The organism is Catenovulum sp. 2E275 (assembly GCF_025515275.1).
Lineage (GTDB): Bacteria > Pseudomonadota > Gammaproteobacteria > Enterobacterales > Alteromonadaceae > Catenovulum.
Map to the genome: position 1 here is coordinate 20774 of NZ_JAOPFU010000048.1, position 6300 is coordinate 27073.

At 38.4% G+C, this 6300-nt stretch carries 4 protein-coding genes; all 4 read left to right on the forward strand.

The window, feature by feature from the left end:
* Nucleotides 1–2 precede the first annotated feature (2 nt).
* The 4 genes from N7931_RS16595 (at nucleotide 3) to N7931_RS16610 (ending at nucleotide 5870) form a co-directional block, all read left to right on the forward strand.
* A complete protein-coding gene (locus N7931_RS16595; RefSeq protein ID WP_262795465.1) occupies nucleotides 3–1829 on the forward strand; it encodes a DUF5597 domain-containing protein in 1827 nt (608 codons plus the stop codon).
* A 30-nt stretch (nucleotides 1830–1859) separates the two neighbouring features.
* On the forward strand, nucleotides 1860–3164 hold the full coding sequence (locus tag N7931_RS16600; protein ID WP_262795466.1) for a GDSL-type esterase/lipase family protein: 1305 nt from the start codon (nucleotides 1860–1862) through the stop codon (nucleotides 3162–3164).
* A 136-nt stretch (nucleotides 3165–3300) separates the two neighbouring features.
* Nucleotides 3301–4761, forward strand: coding sequence for a cellulase family glycosylhydrolase (locus N7931_RS16605; protein ID WP_262795467.1), 1461 nt, complete (start codon nucleotides 3301–3303; stop codon nucleotides 4759–4761).
* A gap of 92 nt (nucleotides 4762–4853) precedes the next feature.
* Entirely contained in the window at nucleotides 4854–5870 is a 1017-nt protein-coding gene (locus N7931_RS16610) for a LacI family DNA-binding transcriptional regulator (RefSeq protein WP_262795468.1), read from the forward strand.
* The last annotated feature ends 430 nt before the right edge of the window (nucleotides 5871–6300 follow it).

Below are 6300 nucleotides of genomic sequence, written 5' to 3' on the forward strand. Positions count from 1 at the left end.
TTATGATTTTGCAACAGCAAAATAAGCATTTTAAACAAGGTATTTCTAATCGTGTTGTTAGATATTTTTCTACACGTTTTTGCGCTCTTTTTCCTGCTCTTCCTGTTTCACTGGCAGGTGCATTGGTTTTAACCGCTTGTGCTGCAACTAATACCAGTGATGATAATATTGAAGCAAAAAAGAAAACGTTTTCTAATAATGTTGCAGCGGAAGGGCAAAATAGCTTACCTAAAATTGTGACCGAAAATGGTAAACATGCGTTTATGGTAGATGGCAAACCCTTTTTATTATTGGCTGCACAAACCAATAATTCAGCTAATTACCCATCACAATTAAAGGATGTTTGGCCTGTAGTTGAAAAACTTCATGCTAATACTTTAGGTATTCCGGTTGCGTGGGAGCAAATTGAGCCAATTGAAGGTCAGTTCGATTTTAGTTACCTTGATGCTTTAATTGCACAGGCACAGCAAAAAAATGTCAAAGTGGTTTTACTGTGGTTTGCTACTTGGAAAAATAATGCGCCGCATTATGCACCAGCTTGGGTTAAGTTAGATAATAATAGATTTCCGCGCGTGATCACTAAACATGGAAAAGTGCTTAACTCATTGTCTCCGCATGGTAAAAATACACTGGAAGCGGATAAAAAAGCATTTAAGCGCCTAATGCAATATCTAAAACAAAATGATCCAAATCACACAGTGATTATGGTGCAAGTACAAAATGAAGTCGGTACTTATGGCACCAAACGTGATTTTTCGAAAGCCGCACAAGCTATATTTGAACAAGCTGTTCCAACTGAATTGGTTAAAGGATTAAATGTAAAATCAGGCACTTGGGATGAAGTTTTTGGCAAAGATGCGGATGAGTTTTTTCATGCATGGCATATCGGCCGTTATGTGGATGAAATTGCAGCTGCCGGGCAGCAAATTAAAGACCTACCAATGAATGTGAATGTTGCACTGCGAAACCCTTTTTATCCGGGTGATGGTTATTCGATGGGCGGGCCGACCGATAATGTGATTGATTTATGGAAAATTGCAGCGCCACATATTGATATGATTTCGCCAGATATTTATTTCCGAGACTATAAAACCGCAAATAAAGTATTAGAGCTGTATTCTAGAAAAGATAACCCATTATTTGTTGCCGAAATTGGTAACGATCAGCCTTATGCCCGATATTTTTTTGAAACTTTAGGTAAACAAGGCATAGGGTTTGCGCCATTTGGGATGGATTATACCGACTATGCTAATTATCCATTGGGTGCAAAAGAAGTGAATGACGAAACTTTAGCACCGTTTGCCGAAATGAATCATTTAATGGCCTCGTGGGCAAGTGACTGGGCTAGATTAAGTTTTGAAAATCCGGTTTGGGGTGTTGCAGAGCCACACGATACCTTTGGTGAATCACAACGATTATGGAATGCAAAAACAACCGAAAGTGAAAAAGCCGAGATCATTAAAGATAACGCACATAAATATACTCAAAATTTAGATTTAGGCTTATGGAATGCTGAAATTACCTATGGTCGTGAAATGTTTTGGATAGACCCGCCAGTGGGAAATAATCCTGCATCGGGTGGCGCATTATTTGTAAAACTTTCAGAGAATGAGTATTTAGTCACAGCTTTACGCGCGCGTGTCACATTTTCAGCTTCATCTGAGTTAGATGGCCAACATTATATGATAGAAAAGGTAGAAGAAGGCCATTTTGAAAACGGGCAATGGGTGATGGAGAGAATCTGGAACGGCGATCAAACCGACTGGGGCTTAAACTTTACCTCTAAGCCACATATTTTAAAAGTAAAAATGGCAGCCTATCAGCCTTAGGCTTATTAGTCTGAAAATAAAGGAAATTAAATGAATAAGCTTGCTAAAATTTTATGCTTACCCGGATTATCATTGGTGCTGTTAGCATGTAACAGCACCAATGATGACAATGAAAAAATTTCATTGAAACTTTCAACTGATAAAACACTGACACATGGTTTTAAACTCAAAAACCATCAACGAACGGTTGATCTAGTTAATGCTAAAGCTGAATTTGTTAGCGAAATTGAAAGCGGGAAAGCCCAATTTACCAAAGCCCAGATTGTCGCAGATAATACGGCAACATTATCCTTTCAAAACTCATGGCATAGCGCTTTGATTTGGGATTATAGCCAAAACCCACTTAACCTGACTCAGTTTACTGAAAAAGGGATATTGTCTGTTGATTTAAAAGCGGATAATGCGGATAAAAGTGCGCTCAATCTGGTTTTGTCCTGCGGCGAATCTTGTACGGGTAAGGTCAGATTAAGAGAATGGGTACAGCAAAATACAGGTAAAGGCTGGCAAACACTCAAGATACCACTGAGTTGTTTTGAGCAGCCCAATGCAGACTATTCTAAACTCGATCAGCCCCTGATTTTAGAAGGCGATGGCAGCGCAGATATTCAAATTAAAAATGTCACCATCCATGCTAATGGCGCAGCTAATTTTGAATGCGCTAACCCGAGTGATTTATCAACTACGCCAGCAGTGTTAAATGAGTATTGGTCGGTAGAATGGTGGATGCCAAGACATGAACAAAAATTATTGCAGGCGAAAACACAAAACCCTGATTTTATCTTAATTGGTGACTCGATTACTCATGGTTGGGAAGATGCAGGTAAAGACGTTTGGAATAAATGGTTTGCCGACATTCATACGCTTAATTTAGGTTTTTCCGGTGACAGAACTGAAAATGTTTTGTGGCGATTACAGCATGGCGAAGTCGATGGATTATCGCCTAAGTTAGTGATGATTATGATAGGGACTAACAATACAGGCCATAGAATGGAAAATCCTGAGTTTATTATTAATGGCATTAATGCCATTTTAACTGAGCTGGATAAACGCATTCCAAATAGCAAAGTTTTATTGCTTAATATTTTTCCAAGAGGCGCTGAAATTTCAGACGAAGCTCGCCAAAACAATATTAAAGTGAATCAGTTATTGGATGATGTTGCCCTTAAACATAACGCACTCAGAGCTGACTTTAACGCTGACTTTTTAGACGAAAGCGGACATTTATCAAAAGCGATTATGCCGGATTTATTACACCCAAACGAGCAAGGTTATGAAATTTGGGCCAAGCAGTTAAATCCATTTATTGATCAATATATCCGCCAGCTTGAGCAATAGCTAAAGCAAGTGAAAGCATAAATTAGAATAATAAACCTCAACACTAGAAAACAAAATAATACTAATAGCCAGTCAATTTAAGGCTTTAGCTAACTTCTTATCCAGAGTTGAGGTTAATAAATGAAAAGGTTTGAGTATGATAACTGCTAAAAAATTGTCTCTGCTGGGTTACTTCACCCTGAGCTTATTGCTCAGTGCGTGCTCTGGAAGCGGTGGGAGCTCTAAAGGTTCAAACACCCAGCCTGAGCCGGATAAAGAGCAACCTAAAACACAAATTAGTTTAAGTGCGAATTCTGTTGAATTTGCACTAACTGGTTTAACTCAAACACTGAATATTACGACAACTGAGAATTGGTCAATAACTGGTGCTGAGCAATGGCTGCATTTATCTAAAACACAAGGTAGTGGTAATGCAGAAATTAAATTAACGGCTTTGGTTAATATGCAAACTGCCAGCCGAAGTGCTAATTTGCAGGTGAGTGCAGGCAATAACACGGCTAACTTAGCCGTTACCCAACAAGGTTTTGAGTATATTAAAACGCCTGATTCAACGGGAATAAGAGATATAAGCAGCACTGAATTTACCGAATTAATGGGGGTGGGTTTTAATATTGGTAACTCGCTAGATGCTGTTGGGGGCGAAACCGCGTGGGGGAATCCAGAAATTAATACTCAGTTGATTGATGCGATCAAACAGGCTGGTTTTAAGTCAATTCGGCTACCAGTCGCGTGGAGCCAATTTTCTGATCCTGAAAATTTTATCATTAAAACAGAGTGGTTAGCCCGGGTTGATGAAGTTGTCAGTTATGCAATTGCACAAGATTTATATGTGATGCTAAATATTCACTGGGATGGTGGTTGGATGCAACCTGTAAGTGATGAGCAGGATTCAGTTAATAATCGTTTGGCAATTATGTGGACTCAAATTGCGGAGTATTTTGAAAAATATGACGATAAATTATTATTTGCCGGTACTAACGAGGTGATGGTAGAGGGAGATTATTCAACGCCTAGCGCTGAATATACCCAAGTTCAAAATAGTTTTAACCAGACATTTATTGCAGCAGTTAGGGCAACTGGCGGCAAAAATGCATATCGCCAACTGATTGTGCAAGGCTTTAATACCAACATAGATCACACTGTAAATTTTGTTCAAATACCGGATGATGTAATTGCCGAGCGTTTAATGATGGAGGTTCATTTTTATGATCCTTATGAATTTGCTTTAGATGCCAGCTCAGATAAAACTCAATGGGGTGAAAACGCAGTAGATGCTTCTAAAACAGTAGGTTGGGCTAATGAAAGTTATATTGATGCTCAGTTTTTAAAGATGCAAACTCATTTTTATGATCAGGGCATTGGGCTAATTTTGGGTGAATATGGCGCTATTGCCCGTACTAATATTGAAGCGCATCATGTTTATCGACTTGCATGGCACGATTATGTTACTCAATCGGCATTTAATCATCATTTGGTTCCGTTTTATTGGGACAATGGTGATACAGGGCAAAACGGGTTTGCATTGTTTAACCGGGCAAGTGGAGAAGCATTATTGCCGGATTTAATTAATGCAATTATTGAAAATGATGAAAAATAAAAGTAAATCCTGAATGTAAATAGTTTTAGCTTGAAAGGATTTACAGTATCATGTAAACGTTTTATGTAAAAATTACAAGAGAGCTTATACTAATGGCCAAAATCGGAATAAAACAAGTTGCTGCTTTATCTGGTGTTTCAATTGCAACTGTGAGTCGGACTTTACGTAATCCAGAAATTGTTTCTGAAAAAACACGTCAAAAAGTGAACGATGCAGTGAAAAAAGCAGGTTATAAACCCAATAAAATGGGATCAAGCCTGCGAACGCAAGAAAGTGGTAACATTGTTGTGATTATTCCGGATGTAACCGATCCGTTTAACTCAGGGATTATCTGCTCGATTGAACGCGAAGCCCAAAAAATGGGGTATTCGGTGTTGTTAGGTGATACCCAAAATGATCCTAAACGGGCAGAGCAGTACGCTGAAATGGTTGAATATGGTCAGGCCGATGGGATTTTATTATTTTCTTATAATCTTCCACTTGAAGTTGTGCCTGATGAAAAAGGTAATGTAAATCTACCCCCCATTGTTAACGTATGTGAGTCAACTGCTTATGATGGTATTCATAAAGTAATGGTTGATGATGAAGAGGGTGCACGTAAAGCTACTCAACATTTAATTGATTTAGGCCATAAGCGCATTGCGGTTATTACCGGAAATGAAAATACCACCACTAATGCTAATCGTCTAGCTGGATATCGTAAGGCACTACGTACATCAGGAATTCAAATTGACGATAAATTGGTTATGCAAGGCAATTACCAAATTGATTCTGGGGTTGAACAAACTAAAAAGTTGTTGTTATTTAAAGACAGACCTACTGCAATTTTCTGTTTTTGCGACTTAATGGCAATGGGCGCGATTAAGGTATTACATGATCATGGTTATTCTGTACCAAGAGATATGTCGGTTATTGGCTTTGACGATATTAAATTTGCAGAATATACCTATCCGGCTATTTCAACCATTCGCCAACCAGTGGACGAAATCGGCAAAACCTGTATGCATCAGCTTTATCAGCTACTTAAAGGTAAACCGGCTGAAAAATATATTGAGTTAAAAACAGAGTTAATTGTGCGTGATAGCACCGGTCCTGCACCTAGAAAATAAGCTAGTTGACTTTGTAAGCAGATAAATCAATTGAAATCGATAGGTTTATGATTGAAATACTTACATAACGATGAGTATGGAAAATAGCTGTATGGTAATTTTTACGTGGAGTTTAGCTTCGACAAACTGTTGAAAAATTGGCTTAAAAGATCAGCGGCACTCTAGAAATCAGCTGAAAATAGGCGTCAATCACTTTTTATTTTGTTAACTCAAATCTATTCTTTGCTAGGGTCTGTTGACGTTTGATGTACAAATTTTGTTCTAACTAAATGCTTTTTAATCGCGGCGCAGCATTGAAGGCCTAATGGGTTAAGTCAAAATGCTGCAACAAAGAGTAAAAAGCATTTAGAACGAACCTAAAAGGCAGCGTTTGTTTGGCATTTCTTCTGCGTTATAGCTCATTTGTGTAGCTCACTACACGTCAATCGCT